This is a genomic window from Candidatus Pantoea communis, from assembly GCF_011752685.1.
Taxonomy (GTDB): domain Bacteria; phylum Pseudomonadota; class Gammaproteobacteria; order Enterobacterales; family Enterobacteriaceae; genus Pantoea; species Pantoea communis.
This window is the reverse complement of the sequence record NZ_VWXC01000015.1, coordinates 75,823-88,776: the sequence shown is the minus strand read 5'-3', so window position 1 is coordinate 88,776 and position 12,954 is coordinate 75,823. Positions and strand designations below refer to the sequence as shown.

Annotated in this window: 15 protein-coding genes; 9 read left to right on the top strand and 6 right to left on the bottom strand. The window is 54.1% G+C overall.

Annotation, left to right across the window (positions count from 1 at the left end; genetic code table 11):
* The first annotated feature begins 6 nt into the window (after positions 1 to 6).
* Positions 7 to 552: a glycosyltransferase family 9 protein gene (locus tag F3J37_RS19210; protein WP_052127441.1), complete on the top strand. Its 546-nt coding sequence runs from the start codon at positions 7 to 9 to the stop codon at positions 550 to 552.
* 287 nt (positions 553 to 839) lie between these two features.
* Here F3J37_RS19210 and F3J37_RS19205 read toward each other — a convergent pair whose 3' ends face one another.
* The 3 genes from F3J37_RS19205 to F3J37_RS19195 form a co-directional block, all read right to left on the bottom strand.
* Positions 840 to 2,333, bottom strand: a complete 1,494-nt coding sequence (locus F3J37_RS19205; protein ID WP_166935117.1) for an EAL domain-containing protein — start codon at positions 2,331 to 2,333, stop codon at positions 840 to 842.
* 328 nt (positions 2,334 to 2,661) lie between these two features.
* Complete coding sequence (locus F3J37_RS19200) at positions 2,662 to 2,913, bottom strand: hypothetical protein (RefSeq protein WP_034823392.1); 252 nt, start codon at positions 2,911 to 2,913, stop codon at positions 2,662 to 2,664.
* A 3-nt stretch (positions 2,914 to 2,916) separates the two neighbouring features.
* On the bottom strand, positions 2,917 to 3,123 hold the full coding sequence (locus tag F3J37_RS19195) for a hypothetical protein (RefSeq protein WP_034823391.1): 207 nt from the start codon (positions 3,121 to 3,123) through the stop codon (positions 2,917 to 2,919).
* 267 nt (positions 3,124 to 3,390) lie between these two features.
* On the opposite strand from F3J37_RS19195, the gene F3J37_RS28630 reads away from it, so the two are divergent.
* From F3J37_RS28630 to F3J37_RS19185, 5 genes are all read left to right on the top strand, one after another.
* Positions 3,391 to 3,654, top strand: a complete 264-nt coding sequence (locus tag F3J37_RS28630) for a GFA family protein (protein ID WP_435653420.1) — start codon at positions 3,391 to 3,393, stop codon at positions 3,652 to 3,654.
* Between the two features lie 398 nt (positions 3,655 to 4,052).
* A complete protein-coding gene (locus F3J37_RS28520; RefSeq protein ID WP_072016991.1) occupies positions 4,053 to 4,322 on the top strand; it encodes a DUF1275 family protein in 270 nt (89 codons plus the stop codon).
* On the top strand, positions 4,246 to 4,404 hold the full coding sequence (locus F3J37_RS28515; protein ID WP_353604400.1) for a hypothetical protein: 159 nt from the start codon (positions 4,246 to 4,248) through the stop codon (positions 4,402 to 4,404). Before F3J37_RS28520 ends, F3J37_RS28515 begins: the two co-directional genes overlap by 77 nt.
* 21 nt (positions 4,405 to 4,425) lie before the next feature.
* Positions 4,426 to 4,878: a DUF1275 family protein gene (locus F3J37_RS28510; RefSeq protein ID WP_072016990.1), complete on the top strand. Its 453-nt coding sequence runs from the start codon at positions 4,426 to 4,428 to the stop codon at positions 4,876 to 4,878.
* 97 nt (positions 4,879 to 4,975) lie between these two features.
* The gene (locus tag F3J37_RS19185) at positions 4,976 to 6,205 is read left to right on the top strand and encodes an MFS transporter (protein WP_052127440.1); all 1,230 of its coding nucleotides are present in this window, start codon (positions 4,976 to 4,978) and stop codon (positions 6,203 to 6,205) included.
* A gap of 631 nt (positions 6,206 to 6,836) precedes the next feature.
* Here F3J37_RS19185 and F3J37_RS19180 read toward each other — a convergent pair.
* Entirely contained in the window at positions 6,837 to 7,262 is a 426-nt protein-coding gene (locus F3J37_RS19180; protein WP_034823390.1) for a thiol-disulfide oxidoreductase DCC family protein, read from the bottom strand.
* Between the two features lie 265 nt (positions 7,263 to 7,527).
* Here F3J37_RS19180 and paoA point away from each other — a divergent pair, with 265 nt between their 5' ends.
* Genes paoA through paoC form a run of 3 tightly spaced genes read left to right on the top strand, consistent with a single transcriptional unit; the run spans position 7,528 to position 11,314 of the window.
* Entirely contained in the window at positions 7,528 to 8,166 is a 639-nt protein-coding gene (paoA, locus tag F3J37_RS19175) for an aldehyde dehydrogenase iron-sulfur subunit PaoA (RefSeq protein ID WP_052127439.1), read from the top strand.
* Positions 8,163 to 9,119, top strand: coding sequence for an FAD binding domain-containing protein (locus F3J37_RS19170; RefSeq protein WP_034823389.1), 957 nt, complete (start codon positions 8,163 to 8,165; stop codon positions 9,117 to 9,119). Before paoA ends, F3J37_RS19170 begins: the two co-directional genes overlap by 4 nt.
* The gene (paoC, locus tag F3J37_RS19165) at positions 9,116 to 11,314 is read left to right on the top strand and encodes an aldehyde oxidoreductase molybdenum-binding subunit PaoC (RefSeq protein WP_034823388.1); all 2,199 of its coding nucleotides are present in this window, start codon (positions 9,116 to 9,118) and stop codon (positions 11,312 to 11,314) included. The genes F3J37_RS19170 and paoC overlap by 4 nt, the downstream gene beginning before the upstream one ends.
* A gap of 69 nt (positions 11,315 to 11,383) precedes the next feature.
* Here paoC and F3J37_RS19160 read toward each other — a convergent pair whose 3' ends face one another.
* Positions 11,384 to 11,956: a nucleotidyltransferase family protein gene (locus tag F3J37_RS19160; RefSeq protein ID WP_052127438.1), complete on the bottom strand. Its 573-nt coding sequence runs from the start codon at positions 11,954 to 11,956 to the stop codon at positions 11,384 to 11,386.
* Entirely contained in the window at positions 11,953 to 12,948 is a 996-nt protein-coding gene (locus tag F3J37_RS19155; protein ID WP_052127437.1) for an XdhC family protein, read from the bottom strand. The genes F3J37_RS19160 and F3J37_RS19155 overlap by 4 nt, the downstream gene beginning before the upstream one ends.
* Positions 12,949 to 12,954: the final 6 nt, after the last annotated feature.

Sequence of the window (12,954 nt, the reverse complement as noted above, 5' to 3'; positions counted from 1 at the left end):
TTCAGGATGACCTGTGGCGTTACGCCGGATGAGCGAATTATCGCCCTGCAGATAAGCGCACGAAAACCGGGCCAGCAGTGGTCCGCCGGTAACTTTATCACGCTTGCCCGCCTTATCGCTGAGCGCTACAGATGCCGCATGTTTCTATTCTGGTCACCCGGCGAAAGCTCGAACCCCATGCACCCGGGCGACGACATTAAGGCGGAATACATCACCGGACTAGCGGCGGGCTACGGACTTGAGGCCGTGCCTACCCGCACGCTGGAAGAACTCAAAGCCGCGCTCTCCCTGTGTTCAGCAGTGGTGAGCAGCGACGGGGGGGCCGTACATGTTGCAGCCGCGCTCGGATTACCGGTCGTGGCATTATATGGCAACAGCGATCCGGCACACTGGCATCCCTGGCATGTGCCTCATCAGACTCTGCGGGGCAGCCGTGAACACGTGAATGACATCAGCCCAGAAGACGTCATTCGTGCGATCGATCCGCTTATCAACTCGTCTGGTGAGCCAGGCACCGGTGCATGGATTTCTGCCTCGCCTGCCAGTGCCTGAACTCAGCCCATTATAAATCCGGACCGCCTGTGTGGGGCTGTCCGTCCTGCTAATACTAACTGTAGCGAGTAGCAATAGTAGAGCACTTCATCTGACCAGCAGGCGCTCACTTAGCAACAGGGCTGGCGGATACCATTACCAGAGATCACGGCGTCAATTCTGACAGCAGGTTGTCAGAGCATGCCGGTTGGGCCTGGCAGCTTGAGACTCCTGAAGGAAATTATCCCGTGCCACCCGTTAATGTGCAGGAGGTTTCTGCAGGTGTGTCCTGCAACATGCCCATCTGGTTAAAATTGAACGTAAAAATCGCGAATATAATTTGAAACGCTTCGGCCATCACAGGGACGAGAGAACAGATATCCCTGAAAAAGCCATACGCCTCGTTCCCGCAAATACTGGAATTGCGCGGGAGTTTCAATGCCTTCCGCAATTACGGGAATAGCCGTGATTGCGGAAATATGCAGCACGCTCTCCAGCACTGCTTCCCTGACCCCCCCTGCCATACTGTAGCCAGTAAAATCCTTGTCAATTTTCAGGTAATCCGGATTCAGCTGCGTGATGCTGGAGAGATTAGAGTATCCCGTTCCGAAATCGTCTATGGCAACATGTAGGCCGGCTTTGCGTAACAGGGCGAATTTTTCGGACAGCTGTTCTGTCAGGCTGAAGCTCTGACGTTCGGTAATCTCAACAAGCACGTCCAGTCCATAGCGCTGTGCATGTTCGGTAAACTTCAGTAATTCACTAAGGGTTTCGGGGTTTTCGACGATTTCGGAGGTGATATTCACGGCGAGATAGAGGCCTTTTTCTGACAACATAGCGAAGTCCTCCCGCACCTTCTCCAGCAGCTGCAAAGTCAGCTCCCCAATCATTCCACTCTGTTCGGCAAGCGGTATAAAAAGCGCCGGCGAGGCCTCATTCCCCTTTTTATTGCCGCACCGCATGAGGATTTCCAGCCCCGCCACCTTTCTGTCTCGCGTACTGATAACAGGCTGATACACCGGGTAAAAGCTTTTTTTGTACAGATAGTATTTCAACGCAAACCGCGGCGTGTTTATCAGACCGGTGCTGACATAAGTCAACCAGCCCGCCAGCAGGCTGACGCCAAGAATGAAAATAATAACCGCGCGGCTGTGAAGAAGAAGCCTGCGGATGTTCATGGAGTCAGATGAAACCAGAACAAAGGGATATTGTGAACTTTTCCAGGCATAACCCGCAGGACTCAGCTTCATGAAATCCTGCAGAGGATAGAAGGCAGCATCGGGGGAAATATAGCGAAGCGCGTCCCGCACAAAATAACCATTAACAGCTACGCCGGTTAAAGAGGCGGACGATCTGAAATAAACCAGGTAATAAATGTATCCGTCCTCCTGTTTCATTGTCGTGTAAAAAGGGACATGGCCTTCTGAATAGGAGACTTTCCTTTCCGGCAGTCGGCCTTCGAGTGATGAGCAACCCGTACCGTACTCCGGATAGAAATTTACGGAGCGGATATGGGGATTCACTGCCACGATATGACGCAGCCGCGTGAGCACTTCATTCGTACAGGCACCTTCTTCAAAAGGCTCCGCGGCGCGGCTGACGGTTTCTGCTTCCCTGTAAAGAGAGGCGACATAGTCGCTTGCCCGCTGATTTTTGTCGTTCCGGGCCTGCTCTTCCGTTTTGCTGAAGTGACTCAATACGGCCATGACGCCCGCACACAGCAGCGCGAGAGTCATGATGACCGCTGCAGTCAGGCGCTCGTATGGCCGTATAACCGTGAGAAAATCACGTTTGGCTCCCATCCTGTTGACTCCATAGCCGGATGTTAATCAGCTATGTTAACCTCAAAGGCTGATATTACCCTTAAATTTCAGAGCGCGTGATTACATAACCAGTGCTGGGTCAGCCATTCAGCGGATACTGAATAGGGACATCACTGCGCAGACTCTGCATTTAACTGATTTTAACATTGAATGAATGAACCCGGGTTTTCAGGTCATTAATATGCTCAGCGCTGATATCTCTGAAGAAGTCACTGTCATCTTTTTTGCTTATCATCTGCGCCAGGGCTGATAGCCACGCGGTGCTGTCATCAGATCTCGCTATGATTGAAATCATCTGAGCCCGTTCTTACTGTGTGTCATGTGTTCCGGCGCTGATAAACTCAAGCTGCTGCTGAAAATATTGCTGGTCAGACTGATTACCGTACTGCCGGGCAATGTCCAGCGACCTGCTGATCATGTCACACAGCAAATCATCCTGTGCGTACACTTTGGCGGAGATGAATTTATCAACTTCGCTGAAGCTTTGCGCCTGAGTGGCCTCCGGAACGAACGACTCAACGAGCTTACTGAGTATGTCTTTCGTGACTGCCAGATCCATTGATTACGTGATGGCGTTTCCTGAGCCATCATACGACTGCAGCGCTTCAGCAATAAGGCCGGACATTTCTTCCCGGGCAAGGAATGAATCCGCCTGGAGCGATGGAAAGTATTCATTCACGTCATTACTGATGCCATTTACCTGATTTCTGCTCTGACTGATAATGCTGTTATGCAACTGGAGCAGGTCATTCATGTTTTTGTCGATCATTTCCTGACTCAGCGATGGTGTAAAAGTACCCTAACTGGCCTTCAGCAGGCTGACATCCTCTTCCGCCAGGGAGATATCATATCCGTCTCTTTCCGGTTTGACTGAAAGGTCCGCGGTGATACCGTAATTGATTACTGTACTGACCATGATCTTCTTCCTTAAGTTGAAATAAGTCCTCATTGGATATCGGCCGCCACTGCTCAGACACTAAACATTTTATGTCAGACTTATGGAAGCGGACGATCATGCCAGTCCGGGTACAGCGGTGTGCCCGAAAACGGATTGAGGAATACGCTTTTGCGAAATCCAGTGGTAGTTAGCGGCTCCTGTATGTGCGATGAAGTGGCGTTTATACTTTATGTCAGAACTCTGAAATACTTTCGCAGTCACTGCCCACTTTGCAGAAAACAATCCGGCACGGGCTATAATATCCCCACCGTTGAACATTCCCGCGACCTTGAATGGGCTCACAATTCAGAAAATGTCATTACCCGCAGTGGCGGCAGGAATACCGGCATGACATTTTCCTGAGGTGTGGCAGTACCGAGCCTAAGCTTCTGCGTGAAAAACCTTACGTATGGGTGCCCGTGGGGCTTATTAAAGAGCGCTTCAGTATGACCTGCGCTGGCGATTTCTGTACGGGAGACGCTATGATATGGGATCTTGTTGACCCAAGCATCGCATACTGCGGCGCTCCTGAGGAGCTGAGCCATTCACTAAACTGGTGACGGGGCTCGCCAGCGTCTGGATGCAGGCCGTGCTCCTGCCCGTTGTCTAGGCCGTAAAGGCAACAAAGAGACAGGACGGCCGGTATGTATGCGAAACGTGCGCCCGGTGGTAAAAATGGCGGTGGTCGCGGTAATGGCCTGATTGATAACTGCGCGTGATTACTCATAATTAAGGTCCATTTATCATCTGGATCTGACTATATGCTTCTCAGGAGAAAAAAACACCGTACTCACGGTGAGGATCGCCTGCTCACCCTCACGCTTGCCACCACGGCGGGCGTCCTCAACGCCATGGCCTTCGGCGCATTTGGCTTCTTCCCCTCTCACATGACGGGTAATATCTCCCAGCTGTCTGCTGAGGCGGGCCGCTGGGACCTGCAAGGCCTGCTTTTTTTTGGCGATGCTGATTCTGGCCTTCGTGACGGGCGCCACGCTGGCGCGCCTCGCCGTGGCCTTTGGGCTGCGGCGTAACGTGCGCACGGTATTCTGCCTGGTAATGATGTGTGAGGGCGCGCTGCTGCTGGCCACCTCGCTGGTTGAAATCCGCTGGTAAAGCGTCCGCAACAACGGCAAGGTGCTGTTCACGCTCGCGCTGCTGATGGTCCTGCATAACGCTACCTCCATGCAGCTTTCCGGCGGGCGGGTCATGTCAACGCACGTGACCGGGCCCCTGACCGATGCCGGTATGGCGCTGGGCTCCTGGCTCCGGGCGTCGGTGAGCCGGCGCGAGGCGGCCGACGCGCCCGCGCACAGGGCGCTACTCGGCACGCACCTCGTGACCATCGTCTCATTTCTGTCGGGATGCTTGGCCGGCTATTCACTCTTCGTCCGGTTTGGCTTCAGCGCCATGGCTGGGCTGACCGGCCTGCTCATCCTCACTGCGCTCGGTGGCATTACCCCACGCTGCATCGCACCGGATGGCGTTTCTGGTAGTGGCCGGCACATTCAGAGACTGCGGTCACTTGCAGATAACCCCCCCTGGCCGTTTCTCACACTGGATCCACGGACCGCTGCGTCAGACGATTGAGCAGCAGTCAGGGAATGCGATGGATCGCGCCGGCACCTGCTGAACGTCATTTTATCTGCCATCTTTAAGTCTGCCTGCTTACCTTTCCGGGGAAATTATGTCACTGCGCTCGCTTCAGGCTCTTTGCCTGGTAAATTTTTTTATGGCAGACGTCAGGGACGGCCTAGGGCCGTTTCTTGGGATCTTTATGACTGAGCATCACTGGAAGCCGGAGTCCATAGGCTGGGTGATGACGTCAGCAGGCGTGGCCAGCCTGCTTGTCACTTTACCGGCGGGCATGGCGGCGGACGCGGTCAGAAACAAACGGCTGATGCTGAGCACCGGCACCCTGACCGTAATTCTGGCGACGATCATGCTCTGGTATTTTCCCGGACCTACCGTGACGGTGGTCTCTCAGGTCATGACCGGGATGGCGGCCGCGTTCATTGCTCCCCTGATGACCGCCATGACGCTGGGCCTGACGGGGCCCGAAAAATTTGGTTATCAGACGGGAAGAAACGAAGCGTTTAACCATGCCGGTAACATGACGGCGGCCGCGGTGGCAGGCGCCTCTGTCTGGTACTGGGGAACCGGTGCCGTATTTGTGCTGATGACGGTGATGGCCCTGCTGGCCACGACTTGTGTGATGGGGATCCGCGAGTGCGACATTAATAACCGGCTTGCCCGCGGGCTGAAAGCGGACGCCGGCAACGCTGCCCTTCCGCGCCTGTCTGTGCTCCTTCGCGAGCCCGCACTGCTCATCGGCGGCGTCACGGTTCTGCTGTTTCATCTGGGTAACGCGGCCCTTATGCCCATGCTGAGCGTCCGGGTGGCGGCTTCACCGGAGGCGTGGATAAATCCGGGCGTGTTCGCTGCCGCCACCGTGATTATTTCTCAGGCCGTGATGATCTTCGCCGCGCTGTACGCCGCGCGCCGTGCGCAGAGCACGGGCTACCTTTCTCTCATCACCGCGGCCCTGTGTATCCTACCTGTGCGGGCTGCCGTGGCCTCCTTCGGTGACGGGATCGCGTTCATGCCCGCGATCCAGATACTGGACGGAATGGCGGCCGGTCTTCTCGGGGTTGCCGTGCCGGGTTTTGTGGTCAGGGTGCTTGACGGTAAAGGGCACACCAATGCCGGCCAGAGCTTTATTCTGCTTATGCAGGGGGCCGGAGCTGCCCTGAGCCCGGCCATGATGGGCACGCTGATTTCACACTTTTCCTTTTCAGCAGCGTTTGCCGTGATGGGCGCAATTGCCGTGCTTGCGCTGATTATCTGGCTTGTTGGACAGCACTTGACGCTGCTTAAAGCTGCTACGAGCAGACCTCAGTTAGGAGGGGATCTATGACCCGGTCTTAACGGTTCATGACTTGCTGCTACAGGTTTGGACTGACCGTAGTGGCTGTCAACACTAAAGTTCCTGCATCTTAATGACTCACCTGTTCGCTAGGCGGCCATAAGGTTAGGAGAGGATGACAGTTTTTAAAATCCGCAATGTTTTGTCAACAAACTGTGCGGGTCAGATTGTCTTATATGATCCGGATAAGCACCTCATAGACACTCAAATGACTGTAACTTTCTTCTCAAAATAGACAGGAACTGCGAAGGGTCGTGTCAATACGACAATTCGCGATGTCTTCGCATAAGTTAAATTACCAAAACTCGTGTTCAATATTTCTATTGCAGCGTGCATATTCGCCTGAATAGCGAGGGCTGGTGCGATACTCATAAGCGCATCTACCGTCTTAACGTTAGCAGGGCTGGTCGCTCCAGCTATAATATTCGCGCTGCATTAAATCTCAATTGATACATTAACCCCACCCGCAGGGGCTGTATCCTAACCCTATATGGGGCATGGATTCTGTCTGTGATGCGTTGTTTGAAGATAGACAGTTAATCCTAATTATGGATTGATATCATTAGGGATTAGGGTCATTAGTGACCTTTTGGTGGGAACTAGACATTAACCATCAATTACCTCACTCTTGTAAAAACCTGCCAGGATAATCCCCTTCTATCTCATGAACATCATCGTAATGACCGAATAACCGATAGCGGTTGAGTGCAATACGATTATAAATGAAATCAGATATAAAACTGGGTAAAAATCGAATAGCAGACAGCACCTTCCAGGGCCACGGCATAAATGCCATTGCCCTGCATATGGCCTGAGACCTGAGCCAATGTTGGTTCTTATTAATCAGAGCAATTGTTCGAATGTTCTCATCAGGCAAACCTGCGTATCTTAGTAACATTTTCCCCTTCTCACTTTGGATGGCGACAAAGCGAATTTTCGGATCGATACGATGAGTGAGCAAAAAAATAACCCAAGCGTTACACAGCTTACAATTACCATCGTATATGATGACTTGTTCCTCTGCTCTGAGAAAGGGTGGCAACGACATAACGATTTCCCAATTTATCAAATCATCATTACGGCACATTCTAGTGCTACGTCAAGCAATGCGGGGAAATCAAATTTATAAGCGATACGGTATATTTCTAAAATCGGTCATATAAAAATTGTTTTATTTCTCGCTCCGCTTACTTTCTGCGAAGAAATAGCCCGCCACACCCGCAATGTCCAATTGACGTCTATGCTTAGTGCTTACAAAAACCTTATAAACTGAGGTGCCTTAGGCACCCTAATTTTGTCACTGGAGGCCGGGTATGAGCACCCCACATGATGTCAACCACCAGCAGGAGCGTGATCGAGAAAACGCCGCAACAGCCAATAGCGCTTCAGTTGCGACCACATTAAGTCTGCACGCGCTAGCTACCACACCGCCACCCGCCATGATGCCGGTACGTTTAAAAGTGAATGGTAAAGAACGTTCGCTCCATCTGGATACCCGCACCACTCTGCTGGATGCTTTACGCGAACATCTGCACCTCACCGGAACCAAAAAGGGCTGCGATCACGGTCAGTGCGGTGCCTGTACCGTTATCGTCGATGGGCGACGTATTAATGCGTGCCTCACACTAGCGGTAATGCAGCAAAACGTTGAGGTCACCACCATTGAAGGCCTGGGTACGCCTGACAATCTGCACCCGCTTCAGGCTGCTTTCATCAAACATGATGGCTATCAGTGCGGATACTGCACGCCGGGACAAATATGCTCTTCCGTGGCGGTTCTGAAGGAAATTGCAGACGGCATACCCAGTCACGTTTCTCTGGACCTGCTGGCACAGCCGACACGACATGCAGATGAAATTCGCGAGCGCATGAGCGGCAATATCTGCCGCTGCGGGGCCTATGCCAACATCCTCGCCGCCATTGATGAATACGCGGAGGGTCAGACATCGTGAAAGCCTTCAGCTATGAAAAAGTCACCTCTTCCCTGGAAGCCGCCACGCGCGCGCTGCAAAATCCCGGTGCCAGGTTTATTGCCGGAGGCACCAATTTGCTCGATCTGATGAAGCTGGAGATCGAAACCCCCGCTCATCTCATTGATGTGAACGGTTTGGCACTGGATAAGATTGAACCCACCGACGAAGGCGGACTGCGTATTGGTGCACTGGTGCGAAATACCGACCTTGCCGCAGACATGCGTGTGCGGACGGGCTATGCGGTGCTCTCACGCGCGTTACTGGCAGGTGCGTCTGGTCAGTTACGCAATCAGGCGACGACGGCAGGAAACCTGCTCCAACGCACGCGCTGTCCTTATTTCTATGACACCAACCAGCCCTGTAATAAGCGTCTGCCCGGCAGCGGCTGTGCGGCGCTTGGGGGTTACAGCCGCCAGCTTGCTGTTATCGGCGCCAGTCAAGATTGTCTTGCAACACATCCCAGCGACATGGCCGTGGCAATGCGTCTGCTGGATGCAACTATCGAAACGGTCAGCCCGGATGGCAGCGAGCGCGCGATTCCTATTAATGATTTCTACCGCGCGCCGGGTCAGACGCCTCATCTTGAGACGGTGCTTAATGCGGGCGAATTTATCACTGCGGTGGTCCTGCCGCCGCCAGTGGGAGGCACGCATATCTACCGTAAGGTTCGCGATCGCGCCTCTTATGCATTTGCACTGGTTTCCGTAGCGGCCATCGTACAGCGTGATCACACAGGAAGGATCGCCGTCGGGGGTGTGGCGCATCAACCCTGGCGACGGGCGTTGGCAGACAGCGAACTGCCCAATGGTACTCAGCCGGTTTTCGATAAGTTGTTTGAGGGTGCACAACCTACGGCGGATAACCAATTCAAGCTGGTACTGGCGAAGCGCACTCTGGCTTCAGTGCTGGCAGAATCGAGGGCAAAAGCATGAAATTTGAGAAACCCGCCGGGTTGAATCCCATCGACCAGCTCAGATACGTTGGCCGTCCGCTTGATCGCATCGATGGGCCATTAAAAACAACCGGCAGCGCGCCTTACGCCTATGAATGGCATGATGAGGCGCCTGACGTCACGTATGGGTATGTGGTGGGCAGCCCCATTGCCAAAGGTAAAATTACCTCACTGAATACCGAAGCCGCAGAAAGCGCACCGGGCGTGTTAGGCGTTGTTACCGCCAAAAATGCGGGCAAACTCAGCAAGGGAGAGATGAACACGGCAACGTTGCTGGCTGAATACCGTATTGAACATTACCATCAGGCCGTTGCATTGGTTGTCGCGGAAACGTTTGAACAGGCGCGAGCGGCGGCCCAGCTGGTGGAGGTCAGCTATCAGCAAGAAGAAGGCGCTTACAGCCTTGATCATGAAATACCCACCGTGACGACGCCACCGGAAAGTACGCCGGATAAAACCGTGGGGGATGTGGATCGTGCCCTGAGCGAAGCGGCGTTTGTGCTGGATGAAACCTATAGCACGCCGGATCAGAGTCACATGGCCATGGAACCGCATGCTTCTATGGCCATGTGGGACAAGGACAAGGTAACGGTGTGGACGTCGAACCAGATGATAAACTGGTGCCGATCCGATCTTGCGAAGACGCTAAACCTGCCGCTGGAAAAAGTGCGGGTGCTGTCGCCTTATATTGGAGGTGGTTTTGGCGGGAAGTTGTTTCTGCGCAGTGATGCCCTGCTGGCAGCGTTGGGTGCTCGCGTTGTGAAACGTCCGGTGAAAGTGATGCTCCCCCGGCCAATGATCCCTAATAACACCACTCATCGTCCCGCTACGCACCAGCATATTCGCATCGGTACCGACAAATCCTGGCATATCACGGGCATCTCGCATATTAGCTGGTCGGGTAACTTGCCGAACGGCACGCCAGAGACCGCCGTGCAACAGACGGAACTCCTCTATGCCGGCGCTAACCGTCTGACCGGCCTGCGTCTGGCAACGCTTGATCTGCCGGAAGGCAATGCGATGCGCGCGCCGGGTGAAGCGCCGGGGTTAATGGCGCTGGAAATGGCGATGGATGAGATAGCGGAGAAAGCCGGCATCGATCCGGTGGAATTCCGCATCCTGAATGATACTCAGGTTGATCCCGCTGATGCCAAACGCCCCTTCTCGCGCCGCCAGCTGATTGAGTGTCTGCGCACCGGTTCAGAAAAATTCGGCTGGCAAAAGCGTAATCCGTTACCTGCCCAGGTAAGAGACGGGCGCTGGCTGGTGGGCTTAGGCGTAGCCGCTGGATTCCGCAACAATCTCCTCGCCCCTTCTGGCGCACGGGTGCACCTGGATGCGCATGGCATCGTCACCGTCGAAACCGACATGACAGATATTGGCACTGGTAGCTACACCATCATCGCCCAGACGGCGGCAGAAATGATGGGCGTGCCCCTTGAACAAGTAGCAGTGAAACTGGGAGATTCCGCTTTCCCGGTCTCAGCGGGGTCCGGTGGTCAGTGGGGTGCGAACACGTCGACGGCAGGCGTTTATGCCGCCTGCGTCAAGCTTCGAGAACAGGTAGCAACAGCACTCGGCATCAACCCTGATGAAGCCGAGTTCGTGGAGGGCGAAGTTCGCTCAGGTCATCGCAGCGTCCCGCTTTCTGCGGCAGCGGCTAATGGCACTCTGACGGCAGAAGACACGATTGAGTTTGGCGACCTCGATCAGCAGTATCAGCAATCCACGTTTGCCGGGCATTTTGCTGAGGTGGCCGTAGATGTTTATACAGGGGAAGTGCGGGTACGCCGCATGTTGGCCGTCTGTGCGGCAGGTCGAATACTCAATCCCAAAACCGCGCGAAGTCAGGTCATTGGCGCGATGACAATGGGATTAGGTGGCGCGCTGATGGAAGAACTGGCGGTGGATACCCGATTGGGATTGTTTGTGAATCACGATATGGCAAACTACGAGGTTCCCGTTCATGCGGATGTTCCCGAGCAGGAAGTCATCTTCCTTGATGATACCGATCCGGTCTCTTCACCGATGAAAGCCAAAGGCGTGGGTGAACTGGGATTATGCGGTGTCGGTGCAGCCATTGTAAACGCGATTTACAACGCGACGGGTGTCAGGGTCAGAGATTATCCGGTTACGCTGGATAAACTCTTAGCAGCTTTACCCCAGACCGCTTAACGCTCGCCAAATAAATTTACCCGCTGTGCGGTCTGCAAGTCCGTGCAACGGGTCTGTCTCTTAGCCAGATCAACCTTCAGCCTGATTAGCCCGCGTCATATCCTCAATAGTATCAATATCCGTGATGCAGCCGCGATCGGTTAAGTCAACTAATGTGACAGCATCAGCGTTCAACAATTCCCTCGCCCCTTTGTCTCCCTGTAATGCGCAAAGCTGAGAGTAAAAAGATTGCTGAAAACCGACGGGATGACCCTGTATGCCATCGACTTGTGCGCGTACCGATCGGGCGTTGCGCAGCGCTTCACTGACTGTTTGATAGCTGGAGGGCTGGATAAAAGGCATATCCGCGAGGGTAATTAACCATCCGTCATAATCTGCTGTGGCGTTAACGCCCGCCGCGATAGATTCCCCCAGCCCCTCACTTGAACAGCGCACGATACGTTCCTCCGACATCAACGCATGCAGTTGCCTGTCTTCAGCCCGAGCCACCACATAGCAGTCAAGACCAGTAGCCCGCACATTTTCCAGCGTATGCTGTAGCACTGGCTTCCCCTGCATTACCGCAGCGAGTTTATTTCCCCGGCCGGGTTGTCTGAAACGACGGCTGTACCCAGCGGCCATGACCAGAATGGCAATATTCACGATGCGCCCTCCTTGTCCTGCGGTGAGCCCATCAAACCATTTTTGTGGCTAACGACATCGGCCATAATGGATAGCGCGATCTCCGCGGGTGTTTTGCTGCCAATATCCATCCCAATCGGGGCATGAATCCGGTTAATTTCTTCGGGATTCAGTTCGCCAATCCTGACTAACCGCTCTTTTCGCCTCAGACTGTTGTTCTGCGATCCCATGGCGCCGATATAAAAAGCGGGCAGATTTACAGCCTCCATCATCGTGAGATCGTCGATGCGAGGGTCATGGGTAAGGGAAAGAATCGCGGTGCCTGAGTGACACCCTTCACGTTCAAGATAGCTAGCGGGAAACTGCTTGATTAACTTCACAGAGTCATCAAGTTGATCGGCCAGATTCAGCAGTACATCCTCGCGGTGCTCACACACCAGTGTTTCAAACCCTAAAGCCTGAGCAAAGTTAGCGCAGTAGAGTGCGACGCTGGAGAGGCCCGCAATGACCACCCTGGGAGGGGCGCACAACGTCAGCACGATGTTCGCGCCCTGTACCTGAGTATGCGTCCGGCTCAGATACCCCCCAGGTAGCAGCGAACGGCACGGTTCGGGTATTGTCAGCGCTTTTACCACGGAATGCGGCCCCGTCAACGCTGACATCATCTGGCGCAGGTAGCCGAGCGACGCTTTACCCGGCATCAACTTTTCCACCAGGATGTCCAGCGCGCCTCCGCAGGGCAGCGCCTGGTCCGGCTCAAAGCCACCGTCTCCATAACGCACAATCTGGCTGGGCAAGGAAAAAATATCGTCGCCAATTCGGGCGATAAAGCTTTCTTCCACGCACCCGCCCGACAGCGAGCCGCAATAGCGACCATCGCTTCTGATCACCATCATTGCGCCTGGCGGGCGCGGGGACGAGCCAAAGGTCCTGAGCACCGTACATAGCCACACCGGATGCTCCTCAGCCCATGCCAGTGCTGCGTTCAACACTTGCACATCAATATGATGCATGCAGTT